The organism is Falsirhodobacter deserti (assembly GCF_004015795.1).
GTDB classification, from domain to species: Bacteria; Pseudomonadota; Alphaproteobacteria; order Rhodobacterales; family Rhodobacteraceae; genus Falsirhodobacter; species Falsirhodobacter deserti.
In genome coordinates, this window is record NZ_ML137218.1 from 1,609,330 (window position 1) to 1,626,752 (window position 17,423).

The 17,423-nt window shown below is 63.9% G+C and carries 15 protein-coding genes and 1 tRNA gene; 6 read left to right on the top strand and 10 right to left on the bottom strand.

The genetic code is table 11. The features are described 5' to 3' along the window. Positions 1-226 precede the first annotated feature (226 nt). Positions 227-1,366 carry a pectate lyase gene (gene pelA, locus JX25_RS08060; protein ID WP_164876087.1) on the top strand — a complete coding sequence of 380 codons (1,140 nt, stop codon included), beginning with the start codon at positions 227-229 and terminating at the stop codon, positions 1,364-1,366. A gap of 113 nt (positions 1,367-1,479) precedes the next feature. Here pelA and JX25_RS08065 read toward each other — a convergent pair. The 3 genes from JX25_RS08065 to mgtE all read right to left on the bottom strand — a co-directional run bounded on the left by JX25_RS08065 (position 1,480) and on the right by mgtE (position 3,500). Continuing rightward, positions 1,480-1,563 (bottom strand) — tRNA-Leu (locus JX25_RS08065). Positions 1,564-1,602: 39 nt separating this feature from the next. After that, complete coding sequence (locus tag JX25_RS08070) at positions 1,603-2,136, bottom strand: 5-formyltetrahydrofolate cyclo-ligase (protein ID WP_128254513.1); 534 nt, start codon at positions 2,134-2,136, stop codon at positions 1,603-1,605. Continuing rightward, entirely contained in the window at positions 2,133-3,500 is a 1,368-nt protein-coding gene (gene mgtE / locus JX25_RS08075) for a magnesium transporter (RefSeq protein WP_128254514.1), read from the bottom strand. The genes JX25_RS08070 and mgtE overlap by 4 nt, the downstream gene beginning before the upstream one ends. A 90-nt stretch (positions 3,501-3,590) precedes the next feature. On the opposite strand from mgtE, the gene guaD reads away from it, so the two are divergent. Next, positions 3,591-4,874, top strand: coding sequence for a guanine deaminase (guaD, locus tag JX25_RS08080; RefSeq protein WP_128254515.1), 1,284 nt, complete (start codon positions 3,591-3,593; stop codon positions 4,872-4,874). Here the strand turns inward: guaD and JX25_RS08085 are convergent. The 3 genes from JX25_RS08085 to JX25_RS08090 all read right to left on the bottom strand — a co-directional run bounded on the left by JX25_RS08085 (position 4,846) and on the right by JX25_RS08090 (position 8,796). Further along, positions 4,846-6,972: a glycosyl hydrolase family 28-related protein gene (locus JX25_RS08085; RefSeq protein ID WP_241557884.1), complete on the bottom strand. Its 2,127-nt coding sequence runs from the start codon at positions 6,970-6,972 to the stop codon at positions 4,846-4,848. The two genes, guaD and JX25_RS08085, sit on opposite strands and share 29 nt — an antisense overlap. Positions 6,973-7,002: 30 nt before the next feature. After that, a complete protein-coding gene (locus tag JX25_RS15255; RefSeq protein WP_277750073.1) occupies positions 7,003-7,131 on the bottom strand; it encodes a hypothetical protein in 129 nt (42 codons plus the stop codon). Between the two features lie 87 nt (positions 7,132-7,218). Next, positions 7,219-8,796: a lysine--tRNA ligase gene (locus JX25_RS08090; RefSeq protein WP_128254516.1), complete on the bottom strand. Its 1,578-nt coding sequence runs from the start codon at positions 8,794-8,796 to the stop codon at positions 7,219-7,221. Between the two features lie 102 nt (positions 8,797-8,898). Between JX25_RS08090 and JX25_RS08095 the strand changes: the two genes are divergently transcribed. Further along, positions 8,899-9,321 (top strand): tellurite resistance TerB family protein, encoded by a 423-nt coding sequence (locus JX25_RS08095; RefSeq protein WP_128254517.1) that lies wholly within the window; start codon positions 8,899-8,901, stop codon positions 9,319-9,321. Here the strand turns inward: JX25_RS08095 and dacB are convergent. Together dacB and JX25_RS08105 are read right to left on the bottom strand one after the other, a co-directional pair. Next, a complete protein-coding gene (dacB, locus tag JX25_RS08100) occupies positions 9,318-10,757 on the bottom strand; it encodes a D-alanyl-D-alanine carboxypeptidase/D-alanyl-D-alanine endopeptidase (RefSeq protein ID WP_128254518.1) in 1,440 nt (479 codons plus the stop codon). The two genes, JX25_RS08095 and dacB, sit on opposite strands and share 4 nt — an antisense overlap. Positions 10,758-10,790: 33 nt before the next feature. After that, positions 10,791-11,348 carry a nicotinate-nucleotide adenylyltransferase gene (locus JX25_RS08105; protein ID WP_241557939.1) on the bottom strand — a complete coding sequence of 186 codons (558 nt, stop codon included), beginning with the start codon at positions 11,346-11,348 and terminating at the stop codon, positions 10,791-10,793. Between the two features lie 136 nt (positions 11,349-11,484). On the opposite strand from JX25_RS08105, the gene ettA reads away from it, so the two are divergent. The 3 genes from ettA (at position 11,485) to betC (ending at position 15,127) form a co-directional block, all read left to right on the top strand. Continuing rightward, the gene (gene ettA, locus JX25_RS08110) at positions 11,485-13,140 is read left to right on the top strand and encodes an energy-dependent translational throttle protein EttA (protein ID WP_128254519.1); all 1,656 of its coding nucleotides are present in this window, start codon (positions 11,485-11,487) and stop codon (positions 13,138-13,140) included. Between the two features lie 178 nt (positions 13,141-13,318). After that, positions 13,319-13,525 carry a cold-shock protein gene (locus JX25_RS08115; protein WP_128254520.1) on the top strand — a complete coding sequence of 69 codons (207 nt, stop codon included), beginning with the start codon at positions 13,319-13,321 and terminating at the stop codon, positions 13,523-13,525. A 105-nt stretch (positions 13,526-13,630) separates the two neighbouring features. Then, entirely contained in the window at positions 13,631-15,127 is a 1,497-nt protein-coding gene (betC, locus tag JX25_RS08120; protein WP_128254521.1) for a choline-sulfatase, read from the top strand. On the opposite strand, the gene JX25_RS08125 is transcribed toward betC, so the two are convergent. Both JX25_RS08125 and JX25_RS08130 read right to left on the bottom strand, forming a co-directional pair. Next, positions 15,128-15,403, bottom strand: a complete 276-nt coding sequence (locus JX25_RS08125; protein WP_128254522.1) for an Rdx family protein — start codon at positions 15,401-15,403, stop codon at positions 15,128-15,130. Further along, positions 15,400-17,406, bottom strand: a complete 2,007-nt coding sequence (locus JX25_RS08130) for a M3 family metallopeptidase (protein ID WP_421780484.1) — start codon at positions 17,404-17,406, stop codon at positions 15,400-15,402. The genes JX25_RS08125 and JX25_RS08130 overlap by 4 nt, the downstream gene beginning before the upstream one ends. Positions 17,407-17,423 lie beyond the last annotated feature (17 nt).

The window sequence follows — 17,423 nt, forward strand, 5'->3', positions numbered from 1 at the left end:
TCTAAGGCCCCCCTCCCCGCGCGGCACATAGTGGCGTTGGGGGAGGGAAGTCAACGGCATACTGCAGCATGCTTTGTGTCAGGCCCGGCGACCCCCCATGAGCCGGTCAGCATGCCCCCCACTCCTGATTTCATTTGTCCTACATAACGGAACCCGTGCTACCCTGCCCTTTCCGGTCACAAAGATCCGAAAGCTATGGTTTCGGAGATCATCAGGGAGGAGAACCATGCTGCAATTTGGACGACGATGCTCCGTCGCCGCGCTGATCGCGTGCCTTGCAGGTCACGGCTGGGCACAGGAAAGCCAGACCGCACTGCCGCTTGATGCCTTTGCCGATGGCATCAACCACTGGCACAACAAGCACGGGTCGGATTACGAAACCCATGCCCCGGAAGATATCGCAGCCATCGCCGACAACCTTCTTCTTTATCAGCGCGACAACGGGGGCTGGGTGGAAAACCGTGATCCGACCCGGGTCCTGTCCGACGAGGAAAAGGAGGAGCTGCGCACCGCCAAGGATCAGCAGGATACAAGCTTCGACAACCGCAACGTCTACAGCCAGACGGAATATCTTTACGGCGCTTATGAACGGACCGGTGACGAGCGATACCGTGATGCCGCCCGCCGCGGGCTGGACTTCATCCTTTCCGAACAGATCGAAAGCTGCGGGGGCTGGCCGCATTCCTCGCCGCCAAGGCAGGAATACCACGACCGGATCACCATCACCGACGAGGTGACGACAGGTATCCTGACCATGCTTCGCAGGATCGCGGATGGCGATGCGCCTTTCGCGAAAATCGATGCCAAGACGCGCGAAGAGGCCGAGGCGGCGGTTGCGCGCGGAAATGACTGCCTGCTGCGCCTTCAGGTGAAGCAGAACGGCCGCGGAGCCGCGTGGGCGGGCCAGTATGACCCCGAAACGCTGGAGCCGACGGGTGCCCGCACCTTCGAGCTGCCCTCCATGATCTCTTGGGAAAGCGTGAGGGTCGTGAACTACCTGATGGGCGATCCCGATCCGTCACCCGAGATGGTGACTGCCATCGAGGATGCGGTCGCATGGTTCGACCGCGTGAAGCTTGCAGGCGTCAAGATCGAGGAATTCGATGCCCCGAGGGAGGTGTATGATTATCACACGGCCACGACGGATCGGCGGCTGGTGGAAGATACCGATGCGCCGCCCCTTTGGGCGCGGTTCTATGATCTGGAAACGAACGAGCCGGTGCTTGCCAATCGCGACGGTGTGCGGGTCGAAACCTATGATCAGGTTCACCGGGAACGGCGCACGGGCTATCACTGGTTCGGAACCTGGCCGGAGGAGCTTCTGACGACCGACTATCCGAAGTGGAAAGAGGCGCGGGGGAAATAGGCGATGCCATGCTCGGTGCCGGTTCACGGCACCGAGCACGGCACTGAGGCTCAGGTCGCGGGCACAACGGGCGGTGCGAAGGAAAGCACGGCGGTTTCAGGCAGACAGATTGTTGGTGCCCGCAGTCGGACTCGAACCGACAAGACCAAGGTCGAGGGATTTTAAGTCCCCTGCGTCTACCATTTCGCCATGCGGGCGGCAGGCGCGACCATAGACGATGCGGCGCGCGCGGCAAGTCAGAAGGTTGTCAGCCCACGCTCGGTTATGATGGCATCAAGGGGTTGGTCGGTCGGTTCCACCGGCACCGCAGGCAGTTCCTGCGCGGCGAAGGCGAAGCCCACGGCAAGAACGGGACGGCGCGCGCGAAGCATTTCCAGCGTCCGGTCATAGAACCCGCCGCCATAGCCGAGGCGGAAGCCGGATGCATCGAAGGCCACCAATGGCAGGATCACGATGTCAGGCTCCAGCCACTCACCCTTCGCGGGGATGTCGATGCCGAACGTGCCGGGCACCAGTTCGGCATCGGGCCTCCAGACGCGAAACCGCAAGGGATGTGCCGCAGCCTCGATCACCGGAACGCAGACGGGGCCGTCATGGGCAGCCATGGCAGGACGGGGATCAATCTCGGTCCGGATGGGCAGGTACCCGGCCAGCACCTTTCCGCCATGCGGGCGCAGCCAGGTTTCAAGGTGCAGGGCCGCCGCGCCCTGCCCTGCCGCATGGGCCAGCCGCCGCGCCTGCAACGCCTGTTTGCGCGCCTGATCCTTCACAGCAGCATCACCGTCGCAAGGCCGAGGAAGGAAAAGAAGCCTGTTACATCGGTCATCGTTGTCACGAAGGTGCCCGAGGCAAGCGCCGGATCCAGCCGCGCCTTGTTCAGGATCAGCGGAACAAGAACCCCCGCCAGCGCCGCCACGGCAAGATTGATGACCATCGCCATCGCGATCACCGCCGCCAGCAGGATGGACCCGCCATAAAAGGCCATGCCCAGCGCGCCCATCACCACGGCGAAGCCCAGCCCGTTGATCAGGCCCACCGCCACTTCCCGCCGGACGACACGCGCCGCGTTGGAGCTTGTGAGGTCACGCGTGGCCAGCGCGCGCACGGCCACCGTCAGCGATTGCGTTCCCGCATTCCCGCCCATGGAGGCAATGATCGGCATCAATGCCGCCAGCGCCACGATGACCGAGATCGTTCCCTCGAACTGCGAAATCACCCAGGCGGACAGGTTCGCCGTTCCAAGGTTGACCAGCAGCCACGGCGTGCGCTGGCGCAGCGTTTCCCAGACATTGTCAGAGATGGAGCTTTCATCGCCCACGCCGGCAAGGCGCAGGATGTCTTCCTCGTGCTCCTCGTCCAGCACGTTCATCGCATCGTCGATGGTGATGACGCCCACCAGCCGCCCGTCATCATCCACCACGGGGGCAGAAATCAGGTGATACTGGTTGAACTGATAGGCCACGTCCGATTCGGGATCCGCGGGATGGAAGGTGCGATAACTGTCCTCGGCCAGATCACGCAGCGGCATGTCGCGCCGCGATGACAGCACGCGCCCCAGCGTGACATAGGCCACCGGCTTGATCCGTGGATCGACAAGGATCACATGATAGAACTGGTCGGGCAGAAACTCCGCCTCGCGCAGATAATCGATCGCCTCGCCCACGGTCCAGTGTTCGGGGGCGACCACCGCCTCGCGCTGCATCAGGCGGCCGGCGGAATATTCGGGATAGGTCAGCGCCTTTTCCACCGCCGCCCGGTCGGCCCGGTCCAGCGCGCTGAGGATGATTTCCTGCTGCGGCTGTTCCAGATCCTGAACGATGTCCACCACGTCGTCGGTGTCCAGTTCACGCACCGCTTCAGCCAGAACCTCGGGGGCGAGGGTGTCGATGACCTCCTCGCGGATGCCCTCGCGGATTTCGGACAGAACCTCGCCGTCCATTCCCTTCCACAGGATCAGCAGCTCGTGCCGTTCCTCGGGGGCGACCTGTTCCAGAAGGTCGGCGATATCGGCGGGGTGCAGCGGGTCCAGCAAGCTCGTCAGGCGCGCGGAGTCCTGCGCTTCGACCGCATCCAGAATATCCTGGACCAGCCGTTCGTTCAGACCCTCATCGTCGCGCTCTTCGAGTTCTGCCATGATACCTCACATTGTTTGGTCGGCGATAACGCGCGTTTCCCCGGCGAGAAAGAGGGTTTAGTATGACATCACGGTAAAGCGAGGGACGCGATGGATATTCTTCTTGGTCAGGTGTTGCGGTTCGATGGCGATCCCTTTGCCGGCGGCACCGCACATATCGACGAAGCCGTCGCGCTTGAGGCGGGCCGCATCGTGGCAACCGGCACGGCAGAGGCGCTGCGCGCCGCCCATCCGCAGGCCCGTGTGACCGATTACGGCGGCTGCCTCATCTCGGCCGGGTTCGTGGATGCGCATGTGCATTACGCGCAGACAGCGATCATCGCCAGCTGGGGCAAGCGGCTGATCGACTGGCTGGAAACCTACACCTTCCCCGAAGAAATGCGCTTCGCCGATCCAACATATGCGCGGCAGGTGGCGGACAGGTATCTGGACCTGACGCTGGCAAACGGGACCACCACCGTCTGCACCTATGGCACTATCCACCCGGAAAGCGTGGATGCCTTCTTCGAGGCGGCACAGGCGCGCGATCTGCGCGTGTTCGCAGGAAAAACCTGCATGGACCGCAACGCGCCCGACCGTCTGCGCGACACCGCGCAATCGGCCTATGACGACTCCAGACGGCTGCTGCAGGCGTGGCACGGGAAGGACCGGCTTTCCTATGTCATCACGCCCCGTTTTTCGCCCACATCCACACCCGAACAGCTTGCCGCCCTTGGCGCGCTGTGGCGCGAGCATCCGGACTGCCTGATGCAGACGCACCTGTCGGAACAAACCGACGAGATCGAGTGGGTGCGCGCTCTTTTCCCGCAATCGCGCGATTATCTTGATACCTACGAGGCGCAGGGCCTTCTGGGCGAAGGTGCAGTGTTCGGCCACGCGATCCACCTGACGGACCGCGAACGCGCCCGCCTGATCGACACGGGCGCCTCGCTGGTGCATTGCCCGACATCGAACACCTTCATCGGGTCGGGCCTGTTCGACATGGGCCTTGCGCGAACCAGCCTGCGGGTGGGGCTTGCCACCGATACCGGCGGCGGGTCCAGCTTTTCCATGCTGCGCACGATGGCCGCAGCCTATGAGGTGGGCCAGCTGCGCCGCGACCCGCTGCACCCTTCGCAACTTTGGTGGCTGGCCACGCAAGGATCGGCCCGCGCGCTGCGGGCCGAAACCTCGATCGGGAACATCGCGCCGGGAATGGAGGCCGACCTTGTCGTGGTCGATCTTGCCTCCACCCCCGCCATCGAACAGGCCACCCGCCGCGCCGGCGACATATGGGCGCAGGTGTTCCCGACCATCATGATGGGCGACGACCGTGCGATCCGCGCGGTCTGGGTCAACGGAACCCTCAGGTCGGGTTGTCGCACCGGATCGTGACCTGCGTGACGCCCTTCACCGGCTTGACCCAGTTGAGGGCGACAAGGCCGCGGGTGCCGCCCAGTTCCACGTCCACCCATGCGGCGGGCACCTGGGGGGCGCCGGCACCGTCCACGACGGGGCCCTCCGGCACGATCGAGGTGACGTTGCGTGCCCAGCCGCCGAACGGCATGTAGGCGGCGGCATCCACCATCCAGCGGGCGGCGGGCGTGTTCTGCACATGCTCCACCGTCACGGGGCTGAAGATCGGCTGCTGGATGCCGTTGAAGGTGTTCGCCTCGAACACGACGTTGCGGAAGCGCCCGCGATCCAGATCGGCATAGGTGGTGTCCACATCCTCCACCCGATCCACGGTGGCGTTGATCGTCCGGAACGCATTGCCCGTCACGCTCAGCCCGTTCAGGAAGTGACCCGGCCCGCGCGGCGTGACCATCAGCCACCGAAAGCCCCGCCCCGTGCCGTTGACGGTGAAGATGTTGCCTGTGACCGTCAGCCCCCCGAACGAGAATTCGTTGTCGAAGCCGGGCGCCGGATCATGCTCGTTCGTCATTTCGATGAAGCAGTTGTCGATGTAGTTGCCGGTGAACAACCCCTTCACGTTCATCTCGGTCAGCACGACGCCGGCGCGGCGCACGCCCGCAGTTTCATTGTCCCCGCCGAAGAAATGGTTGCCGATGAACATATGGCCCGTGCCGTGCAGCACGGCGAAATGGGCGAAACGCACGATGCGGTTGTCGCGCAGCTTGGAATCGTTGGCGTTCACGTTCAGCGCGATCGTGGTGCGGTCCTGCGCGCGCAGCGGCTGTTCATTCGACAGGAACTGGCACTGATCCACGATCAGCCCCTGGCACCCCGTCCCGATCGAGGTGATGCCCCGGTCCTTGGGCTTGTTGATAACGCAGTCGGACAGGCGGAAGATCGTGCCCGCCCGCGGAAGCATCAGGGCGCTGGCCGCGCCGTTGCACTGGAATTCCACATCCGAAATCTCGAACTTGGAGTTCTTGTCGAAACCCGAAAAATCGAGGACATAGCGATACCGCTCGAACGTGAAGCGGCGCGTGCCGCCCACGGACCCTGCCGGCAGGTTCAGCTCCACCGTGCCCGCACCGACGTTTACGGACCGCACATAGATCTCGCGAGGGACGCCCGCGCCGCTGACGCGCGATCCGACGGCGATGTTGGCCACATTCTCCACATTCGTCAGGCGATAGGAATCCGATGGCGTATAGGTCGCAGTGGCTGTGACCGTGCGCGTTTCCCACGCGCCCCCCTCGATCGCGTTCAGCTGCCCGTTCGTCAGCACGCGGCGCTGCTCGAAGCTGGAGGTGGCGGCAAGGGCGGCCACGTCCACAGGTTCGGGGATGTCGACGCGGCGGCCGGAAAGATCCAGCGTCACATGGCCAGTGAAATAGAACAGGGCCTGAAGCGCCTTGCGAAAGCCAAGATATTCATCGCCGAACGCGGCGGTATAGGTGTCGAGGTCGAAGTTGCGCGTACATGCAAGGCGCGATCCTTCATCCATGACCACGGTGCCTTCGAACCGCACGCGGCTGTTCAGCGTCAGGTGCGACCCGATCCGGTAGGTGCCCGCCGAAACCAGCAAACGCCGTCCGCCGGTGGCCGCATCGGCGGCGGCAAAGGCGGCGCTGTCATCCGTGCGTCCGTCGCCCCGCGCGCCGAAATCGCGCACGTCCACCATGCCCAGCATGTCGCGCAGGAAAACAGAGGTGACATCCTCCACCACGATGTCGTCGATGCGAACCACGCCGCCATTGGGGCCGGTCAGATCAAGGCCGATATGGGCGTAAACCGGATCGGTGCCCCAAACCATGTCGACGCCTCCGCGATTGCCCGAGCCGATGATGGCGGTCACCTCCACCACCTCGCCATATCGTTGCAGCGTTGTCTGCGGGCCTGTCAGCGGCACGTTCAGCGCCCGCCCGCGGCTGTTGCCCGCCCATGCCGCGATCCGCACCGATGGCAACGATCCGGAAACAGCCTTCACCCGCGCCGTCCCCCGCAGATACAGGCCCGGCAGGCACGGGATCTGCCGGAAGCAGCTCAGCTTCTGCGTGCTGTCCAGCTTCAAAAGCTCCATGCCGCCGGCCAAATCCTGCTCGGAGGAGACCTAGGCCGCGTTGGGCTGGGCCGCCCAGCTTCCCTGCCCCGGCTCGCCATCCTCGCGCGACCACAGATCAAGCCCTTCGGAAAAGGCCGGGGGCATAAGGGCCAGACCTTCGGTAATCGCCTTGTTCATCGCAATCCTCACCTCGCAGACGTTGCGGAAAGGATTACCAATGGTGGCTTAATGCCCCCCGACACCGCCGCGCGGGGGGCTGCAACATCAGGCCAGATCGCCGCGCAGGGCCGATTCCAGCAGGGCCACGGTTTCATCCACGCCGTAAAGCGCGATGAACCCGCCAAAACGCGGCCCTTCGGAGGCGCCCAGAAGCACCTCGTACAGGGCCTTGAACCAGTCGCGCAGCGGCTCGAACCCGTGATCCTTGCCAACGGCAAAGACCATGGTCTGAAGCGCCTCGGCATCCAGACCGCCGTCCCATGCCTTCAGGCGGGCCAGCAGATCGTTCATCGCGGTCCGTTCCTGATCGGTGGGCAGACGGAATTGCCGCTTCGGCGCCACGAAGTCGCGGAAATAGCGCACGGCGAATTCGGCCGCCTGATCCAGATCGGGATGCGTTTCGGGCGACGCTTCGGGGGCATAGCGCTTGATGAAGCCCCACAGGCCTGACTTGTCGGTGGCCGCGGCAACGGAAGCAAGGTTCAGCAGCATCGCGAAGGGCACGACCATCTTCGATTCCGGCGGGTTGCCGTTGTGGATGTGCCAGACGGGATTGTCGATCCGCTTGGCCACATCCTGCGTGGCATAGGCGCGCAGCTGCTGGTGGTATTCGTCCACCGCCTTCGGGATCACGTCGAAATGCATCCGCTTGGCCGTTTTCGGCTTCAGATACATGAAATAGGCAAGGCTCTCGGTCGAGGCATAGGTCAGCCATTCATCGATGGTCAGCCCATTGCCCTTGGACTTGGAGATCTTCTCTCCATTGGCATCAAGGAACAGCTCGTAGGTGAAGTGTTCCGGCTTCTTGCCGCCAAGGATCTCGCAGATCTTGTCATAGATCGGCGTGTTGGTGGAATGGTCCTTGCCATACATCTCGAAGTCCACATCCAGCGCGGCCCAGCGGGCGCCGAAATCAGGCTTCCATTGCAGCTTCACGTTGCCCCCCGTCACAGGCAGCGTCGTTTCGGTGCCATCCTCGTCGTCGAAGGTTATGGTGCCATCCTTGGCGTTCACCTCCTTCAGCGGCACATACAGAACCCGGCCGGTCGTGGGGCTGATCGGCAGGAAGATCGAATAGGTCTGCTGACGCTCCTCGCGCAGGCTGGCCAGCATCACCTTCATCACATCGTCATAGCGTTCGCAGGCGCGCAGCAGCACCTCGTCGAACTTGCCGGTCTTGTAGAAGTCGGTCGCGGAATAGAACTCGTACTCGAAACCGAACGTATCCAGAAAACGCCGCAGCATCGCGTTGTTGTGATGCCCGAAGCTTTCGTATTCGCCGAAGGGATCGGGAACGGATGTCAGCGGGCGCTGCAGGTTTTCGCGCAGCATGTCCTGCTGGGGCACGTTGTCGGGCACCTTGCGCATCCCGTCCAGATCGTCGGAAAAACAGATCAGGCGGGTGGGGATGTCGCAGATCGCCTCGAATGCCCGTCGGATCATCGTCGTGCGCGCAACCTCGCCGAAGGTGCCGATATGCGGCAGGCCCGAAGGACCATAGCCCGTCTCGAACAGGACATACCCCTTTTCGGGCACCTTGCCGCCGACGCGCTTCAAGATCCGGCGCGCCTCCTCGAAGGGCCAGGATTTGGAGGTCATCGCGGCGTCTTTAAGGGCCGTCATGGGCGTCATCTCCGTGTAAGGGGGCGGCACCGTGCCGCCGCGCGAGGTCTATTGCCGCGACCCCTTCGCGTCAATAATCTGGGGCAAAAGAAGGACACGACCATGAACGATACGATCCCCTCCCTTTCGCAGCAGGACGCGCTGCTGGCGCTGATGATCGCGGTTTCCGCCTCGCACGGGGCGGTGGAAACCTCTGAACTGGTCGCGATCCAGCAGATGCTGAACCACCTGCCCGTCTTTGCCGAATACGATATCGATCGCTTGGGCAATGTTGCCCGCACGGTGTTCGATCTTTTCAACGAAGAAGACGGGCTGGATGCGCTGTTCGCGCTGGTGCGCACCGCACTGGACGAACGGCTGCACGAAACCGCCTATGCGCTGGCCTGCGACGTGGCCGCCGCCGACGGGCGGCTTTACCAGCCCGAACTGCGCCTACTGGAGGAGATCCGGGAAGAGCTGCGCATCGACCGCCTGCACGCTGCCGCGATTGAACGCGGCGCGCGGGCCCGCCACATGCGCCCCTAGGCCTGCGCCACCCAGCTTTCAATCAGGCGGCTTTGCAGGATGCGGGCATTGCGCGTCCATGCAGCGCCGCCTGCGGGGCGCGCCTCGCTTCCCGGATCAAGCTGGGCGCGGCGGTCCATGTCGGCGCAGAAGGTCGCAAAGACCCGCTCTGCCCCGCCGGCGCTGACATATCCCGCAAGGCCGGATGCAAAGCTGAGCGTTCCGGTCTTGGCCTTGATGCGGATCGTGTCCGACAGGTGTTCGCGCCCGCTGGCATCGAACAGCCCCTCATCCTTCATCAACGACCGCAGATAGCGTCCGTTCGGATCACTTTGCGCCAGCACCAGCGCCCGCACCATCTGCGAAGGCGCCACGCGCGATCGGCCCGACAGGCCCGAATGGTCGCGCAGATCCATCTGCACCCCGTATTTGGCAGCCGCCCATTGCGTCATCGCTGCGCCGGACGCCGAAAGCGACCCCTGGCGCGAGGCGGTCAGACCCACCGTTTCAGCTGTCATGTTGTTGGAAAATTCCAGCATGTCGCTCAGGATCTCGGTCAGCGGGGCGCTGGCATGCTGCACCAGAACCGCCCCCGCCGGGGCCGAGCGTGTGACAACGGGCGCCGGAAGCGCCACGCCGTGCCGTGCGGCCAGCCAGCGGAACACGTCGGCGGTGTAATTGTCGGGGTTGCGAACCGGCAACCAGCGGTTGCCCCCGCGGCCCAGCGCGGCCGAGGCGACGGTCCAGTTGTCCACCCCCTGCCCCGAGGAATATGTATAGGTCGGGCTGCTGCGCCCCGCCACACGGATGCGCGATGTCGTCACCGGCGGCACGACGCGTCCCGAACGCGCATCCATAGAAGCCCCCGCACCGCCCGGCCCCCACGAAAAATAGGCCCGGTTGAAGTTCAGGTTCAGCCCCGAGATGGCAGAGTTGTAGTTGGCATGCACCGGCTGGCCCGGATCGATCTGGTCGATCAGCGGCAGCGCGCCGCCATATGCACGGAACTGCCCCGTCACGCCCCGCACCCCGCGCGAGGCAAGCTCTGCCGCCATGGCATCCAGCGCGTCGGTATCCAGCGTCGGATCGCCGCCACCCACCAGCCACAGATCGCCCTGCACGATCCCGCCGGAAACCGGCCCGCCCGCGATGACCGAGGTTCCGTAGCGGTATCCCGGCCCCAGCCTGTCCAGCGCATAAAGTGCCGTGATCGCCTTCGCGGTCGATGCCGGCGGCAGCGCGGTGTCGCCCGCGTGATGATCCAGCACCCGCCCCGAGGCATCGGCCACGACATAGCCGACATTGCCCGTCACTCCAGACCGGGCCACCAGCGCGCTGGCACTGCCCGAACCAGTCAGCCGGACAGAAGGACGAGGAGCAGTGGCAGGCGCGCCGGCACAGCCGGGCACCGCCGCGATGGCCGCAAGGCCGCCAAGAAGGAAACGTCTCGTAGTCATGAATCGGACGCTACAGACGCCCGTGCGCGGGCGCTAGCCCCATTCGCCGCGTGCACGGATCGCGCTTGAAGAAACATCCACCATCGGCAGTGTCGCAAAGGCCCATGCTGGCGCGGCCGAGGCGCCAAGACGGGCTGGCGGCACCCGCGATGCGGCGAACATCCGCGCCGCCGGCCCAAGCCCCGCACGCGCCCCCCAGCCCGGACGCGCCAGCACCCCCACCGGCACCATCCGCAGGATGCGCTGCCAGTCGTCCCAGCAATGGAACTGCATAAGGTTGTCGGCCCCCATCAGCCACACGAAGCGCACACCCGGATAATGCCGCTGCAAGGCGCGCAGGGTGGCGGCGGTGTGCCGCGTGCCCAGCCGCGCTTCAAGGTCCGTCACCTCCACCCGTGGATGGCGCATCAGGGCGCGCGCCCTTTCCAGCCGCTCGGCCATGGGACGCGGGCCGCGGGCCTTCAGCGGATTGCCGGGGGAGGCAAGCCACCACACGCGGTCCAGACCGAACCGCTTCATCGCTTCGCGCGTGATATGCACATGGCCGGCATGGGCCGGATCAAAGGATCCGCCCAGAAGCCCGACAACCATTTCCGCGCGCGCCACCGGCCAGCCCTGCACGACATCCCCCTGCGAAAGTGCGGTGGCCAGAAATCACCCCCTGATTGCCCTTGTCCAGCGTTATCGCTAAGAAGGCGGCCAAATCCCTGAAAGATGGAGCACCCACGTGGCCTCGTATCAATACGTCTATCACATGGATGGCGTCTCCAAGACCTATCCGGGCGGCAAGAAAGTTTTCGAGAACATCCGCCTGAACTTCCTGCCGGGCGTGAAGATCGGCGTCGTCGGCGTCAACGGCGCGGGCAAGTCCACGCTGCTGAAGGTGATGGCCGGCATCGACAAGGACTTCCAGGGCGAGGCCTGGGCCGCCAAGGGCGCCAAGGTCGGCTACCTGCCGCAGGAACCGCAGCTGGACGAAACCCTCGACGTGCGCGGCAACGTTATGGAAGGCGTGGCTGAAAAGCGCGCGATCCTTGAACGTTACAACGAACTGGCCATGAACTACTCGGACGAAACGGCCGAGGAGATGGCGGAGCTTCAGGACAAGATCGACGCCGAGAACCTCTGGGAACTCGACAACAAGGTCGATATCGCGATGGAAGCCCTGCGCTGCCCGCCAGACGATGCCGATGTGTCCACCCTTTCGGGCGGCGAACGCCGCCGTGTCGCGCTCTGCAAGCTGCTGCTGGAAGAGCCGGACATGCTGCTGCTGGACGAACCGACCAACCACCTTGATGCCGAAACGATCGCATGGCTGCAAAAGCACCTGATCGAATACAAGGGCACCATCCTGACGGTCACCCACGACCGTTACTTCCTTGACGACATCACGTCGTGGATCCTTGAACTGGAGCGTGGGCGCGGCCTGCCGCACGAGGGCAACTACTCCTCGTGGCTGGAAGCCAAGGCCAAGCGGATGGAACAGGAAGCCCGCGAGGACAAGTCCAAGCAGAAGGTGCTGGAGCGCGAGCTGGAATGGATCCGCGCCGGTGCCAAGGCCCGTCAGGCGAAGTCCAAGGCCCGTATCTCGGCCTATAACAAGATGGCCGACGAATCGGTGAAGGAACTGGTCGGCAAGGCGCAGATCGTGATCCCGCACGGCCCGCGCCTTGGCAACAAGGTGATCGAGGTTCAGGGCCTGTCGAAGGCCATGGGTGACAAGCAACTGATCGAGAACCTGTCCTTCACGCTGCCGCCGGGCGGCATCATCGGCGTGATCGGCCCGAACGGCGCCGGCAAATCCACGCTGTTCAAGATGCTGACGGGCTTTGAAACGCCCGATGCCGGCACGATCGAAGTGGGCGACACGGTCAAGATGGCCTACGTCGACCAGTCGCGTGACGCGCTGGACCCGGAAAAGAACGTCTGGGACGAAATCTCGGGCGGCTCGGAAATCATCGAACTGGGCGATGCCCAGATCAACAGCCGCAACTATGTCGGCGCGTTCAACTTCAAGGGCGCGGACCAGCAAAAGAAGGTCGGCCTGCTTTCGGGCGGGGAACGCAACCGTGTTCACATGGCCAAGCTGCTGAAATCGGGCGGAAACGTTCTGCTTCTGGACGAACCGACGAACGATCTGGACGTGGAAACGCTGCAGGCGCTGGAAGCCGCGATCGAGAATTTCGCTGGTTGCGCGATCATCATCAGCCACGACCGCTTCTTCCTCGACCGTCTTTGCACGCACATCCTTGCCTTTGAAGGTGACGCCCATGTGGAGTTCTTCGAAGGCAACTTCGAGGATTACGAAAAGGACAAGATCCGTCGCCTTGGCCCCGATGCGGCGAACCCCAAACGGGTCAAACACAAGAAGTTCACACGTTAACGCTAAACGTGATCGACGGTGCACAGGACGCTTGCGCGATGATTTTTTCGTGCTAGCGTTGTGTGCGCGACGTTACTCTTTATCGACCTGTCCTTTGCGGCCACAGCGACTCGATCTTGCTCTGACTTAGCCACGCCGTCGCATAGTGCGGACGGCACCGGAACAGGAGACACTCACGATGGCCAAGGGCACCGTGAAATGGTTCAACACCACCAAGGGCTATGGCTTCATTGCCCCCGAGGGTGAAAACAAAGACGTGTTCGTGCACATCACTGCACTGGAGCGCGCAGGCATCCGTTCGCTGGCTGATGGCCAGGCGGTGACCTTCGACATCCAGTCCGGCCGTGACGGTCGCGAATCGGCTGTGAACATCCAGATCGCATAAGAGTGGCCAAGGCGCGACATCCGTCGCGCCTTTGCTTTCCGGCGGCCGCGCTTGCGGCAACGGGATGATCCATGCAACCAAGGGCCGACAATGGCCGGAGGTTCCATGACGCGTCCCAACATCCTGATCCTTATGGTTGACCAGCTGAACGGCACCCTGTTTCCGGATGGGCCCGCCGATTTTCTGCATGCCCCGAACCTGAAGCGGCTGGCGGAACGCTCGCGTCGGTTCACCAACACCTACACGGCCTCGCCGCTTTGCGCCCCTGCCCGTGCCAGCTTCATGTCGGGTCAATTGCCGTCGCGCACCGGCGTTTATGACAACGCAGCGGAATTCGGATCGGCAATCCCCACCTTTGCCCACCACCTGCGCCGCGCCGGGTACCAGACCTGCCTTTCCGGCAAGATGCATTTCGTCGGCCCCGACCAGCTGCACGGCTTCGAAGAACGGCTGACCACCGACATCTATCCTGCAGATTTCGGCTGGACCCCCGATTACCGCAAACCGCGGGAGCGGATCGACTGGTGGTATCACAACCTCGGATCGGTGGCCGGTGCCGGCGTGGCCGAGATCACGAACCAGCTGGAATATGATGACGACGTCGCCCACCAGGCGGTCCAGAAGCTTTATGACCTTTCACGAGGCGAGGATCAGCGCCAGTGGTGCCTGTCCGTCAGCTTCACCCATCCGCATGACCCCTATGTCGCGCGCCGCAAGTACTGGGACCTGTACGAGGATTGCCCACAGACCGAACCGCCCGAATCCATCCCGTTCGAGGAGATGGACCCCCATTCGCAGCGTCTGCTGGAAGCGAACGACCATTCCGCCTTCGACATCACCGACGACATGATTCGCCGGTCCCGCCGCGCCTACTTCGCCAATATCTCCTATGTCGATGACAAGATCGGGGAGATCCTGGATGTGCTGGAGACCACGCGGCAGGAGGCGATCATCGTCTTCACCTCGGACCATGGCGACATGCTGGGCGATCGCGGCCTCTGGTTCAAGATGAGCTTCTTTGACGGGTCCGCCCGCGTGCCGCTGATGATCACGGGGCTGGAAGCAGGCCGTACCGACACCCCCGTCTCCACGCTGGACCTGACGCCGACGCTTTGCGACATGGCCGGCATCTCCATGACCGAAGTCATGCCGTGGACGGATGGCACCACCCTTGTGCCCATCGCGCAGGGTGAGGCGCGTCAGCCCGTGCCGATGGAATACGCCGCCGAAGGCAGCATCGCCCCGCTGGTCGCCATCCGTGACGGGCGGTGGAAGTACATTCGCTGCGCCGTCGATCCCGACCAGCTTTACGATCTGCAGGCGGACCCGCTGGAACGCCGGAACCTTGTCGATGCGCCCGAAGCGGCCGAAGCATTGGCCGCCCTGCGCGATCAGGCCGATGCCCGCTGGGATCTGGCGCTTTTCGATGCGCAGGTGCGCGAAAGCCAGGCCCGCCGTTGGGTGGTTTACGAGGCGCTGCGTCAGGGCGGCTATTACCCGTGGGATTACCAACCCCTGAAGAAGGCCTCGGAACGCTACATGCGCAACCACATGGACCTGAACGTGCTGGAGGAAACGAAACGCTTCCCCCGCGGCGAGTGATCAGCGGTCCACATGCCCAAGGTCGCGATCGGGCCAGACCCGGTCGCGCACCAGTTTCTTCAGCGTCTTGCTGTCGGGAAAGCCCCCATCGCGGGCCCGATCCCAGATCAGCTCGTCATCCAGCGTGATGGTGAAGATGCCGCCCGTGCCCGGCACCAGCGTGACGGACCCGATATCCTGCCCGAAGCTTTGCAGCAGTTCCTGCGCCATCCATGCGGTGCGCAGCATCCAGTTGCATTGGGTGCAATAGGTGAAGGTGATCGCGGGCGCGCTCATGCCAGTCCCCTTCCCTTCAGCAGCGGCTCCACCCCCGGCATCCGGCCACGGAAGGCAGTGTAAAGGTCCTCGGCCTCCTGCGAGCCGCCGGCGGAAAGGATATGCGCTTCCAGCTTGCGGGCCACTTCGGGATCGAAAGGATTGCCCACCTCGGTGAAGGCTTCGAACGCATCGGCATCCATCACCTCGGACCACATATAGCTGTAATAACCCGCGGAATATCCGTCGCCCGAGAAGACGTGGCTGAAATGCGGCGTCGCGTGCCGCATCCGGATCGCCTTCGGCATTCCAAGCCCGGCCAGAACCTCGGCCTGTTTCGCCATCGGGTCGGCAGGTGCCGCACCATCGTGGAATGCCAGATCAACCATGGCCGAAGCGATATATTCCACCGTTGCGAAGGCCTGATCATAGGTTCCTGCCGCCAGCAACCGGTCCATCATATCCTGCGGCATCAGCTCGCCCGTGCGATAATGGCGGGCGTGCTTCGCCAGCACCTCCGGCACCTCAAGCCAGTGTTCGTAAAGCTGGCTGGGCAGTTCCACGAAGTCCCGCGCAACCGAGGTGCCCGAGATGAAGCCATAGGTCACGTCCGACAGCATCTGGTGCAGCGCGTGGCCGAATTCGTGGAACAGCGTGCGCGCATCGTCATAAGACAGCAGCGCCGGATCACCCTTGGCAAAGTTGCACACGTTGACCACGATCGGCGCCTGTACCCCCCCCAGCCTGCGCTGGTCGCGCATCGTCGTGCACCACGCGCCGGACCGTTTGGACGCCCGCGCAAAGTAATCCCCGACGAACACCGCCACATGCCTGCCGCCGCGCGTCACTTCCCACGCCCGCACATCGGGATGATACATCGGTGCGTCCAGCGGGCGGAACTCCAGCCCGAACAGGCGGTGCGCGGTGTCGAAGGATGCCTCGATCATCGCCTCAAGCGAGAAATATGGCTTGATTGCCGCCTCATCCAGATCGTGCTCCTCCACCCGCCGCTTTTCGGAATAAAAGCGCCAGTCCCACGGCTCCAGATCGCCATTGATGCCATCGGCCCGCATCATGCCGGTCAGGATCGCGGCATCATCCTCGGCCTTGGCGCGGGCAGGCTGCCACACTCGCAACAGCAGGTCGCGCACGGCCTGCGGCGTTTTCGCCATCTCCGGCTCCAGCTTGAAGGCGGCGAAACTGTCATAGCCCAGAAGCTGCGCACGTTCGTGGCGCAGGTGCAGGATCTCGGCGGCGATGGCGCGGTTGTCGGCATCGTTGCCATTCGCGCCCCGCGCGGTCCACGCCTCATAGGCGATGCGACGCAGGTCGCGGTTCGGCGAAAACTGCAGAAACGGCACGATCAGCGACCGGTTCAGCGTCAGGACATGCCCCTCGCGCCCCCGTTCCTGCGCGGCGGCGCGCGCCGCCTCCACCACGAAGTCCGGAAGGCCTTCCAGATCCTCCGGCGCCAGATCGCGGAACCAGTCGCGCTCCTCGGCCAGAAGGTTCTGGCTGAACTGCGTGCCCAGAACCGCAAGCCGCGCCTTCACCTCGGTCAGCCGATGCGCCGCCTGCCCGGTCAGGCGGGCACCGGCGCGCACGAACATGCGGTGGTAAAGCGCCAGCACCCGCGCCTGTTCATCGGTCAGGCCCAGCGCGTCGCGGCGCTGCCACAGCGTTTCGATCCGCTGGAACAGGGGCTGGTTGTTGATGATTTCGGAAGAAAAGGCCGACATCTTCGGCGCCAGATCGCGCTGCAGGGCCTGCCGCGCATCCGTGCTTTCAGCGCCGGAAAGGGGATAGAAAACCCCTGCGACACGGTTCAGCGCCTCTTCGGCAAGTTCCATCGCCTCGATCGTGTTGGCAAAATCGGGGGCTGCGGGATCATTGGCAATGCGGTCGATATTCGCCCGCGCCTCGGCCAGGGCAGCGTCGAAGGCCGGGGCAAAATCTTCATCACGGATCGCGTCGAAGGGCGGCAGGCCAAAAGGGCCGGTCCAGTCGGACAGAAGCGGGTTCATGGGCATCTCCTTTGCCC